At 68.3% G+C, this 325-nt stretch carries 1 protein-coding gene; it reads left to right on the top strand.

The genetic code is table 11. The features are described 5' to 3' along the window. Nucleotides 1-20: 20 nt before the first annotated feature. Nucleotides 21-325, top strand: a 305-nt coding sequence (locus ACSNOK_RS33655; RefSeq protein WP_436784562.1) for an AfsR/SARP family transcriptional regulator, incomplete at its 3' end; no start/stop codon positions are given.

Genomic DNA, 325 nt, shown 5'->3' with positions numbered 1-325 from the left:
GCATCCGACTCCTGGGCGAAATGGAAATAACGCGGCAGGGGGAACGGCTTGAACTGCCGCCCTCCCGGAAGACGCGCGGGCTGCTGGCCTATCTGGCGCTGGCGAACCGGCCGCTGCGGCGGGAGCGGCTCTGCACCCTGCTGTGGGATGCTCCGGACGATCCCAAGGGAGCCTTGCGCTGGAGCCTGAGCAAGCTGCGGCCGATCGTCAACGAGCCGGACCGGACGCGGATACTGGCGACGCGCGAGCTTGTGTCTTTCGATCCCGCCGGCGTGCATATCGATCTCGCCGCCGTCAAGGCGCTGCTGGACGGTGGGACGGAGAC

The organism is Streptomyces sp. URMC 126, from assembly GCF_051386555.1.
Lineage (GTDB): Bacteria > Actinomycetota > Actinomycetes > Streptomycetales > Streptomycetaceae > Streptomyces.
Note: the sequence above shows the minus strand (reverse complement) of the source record. Positions and strands in the feature narration are given on the sequence as shown.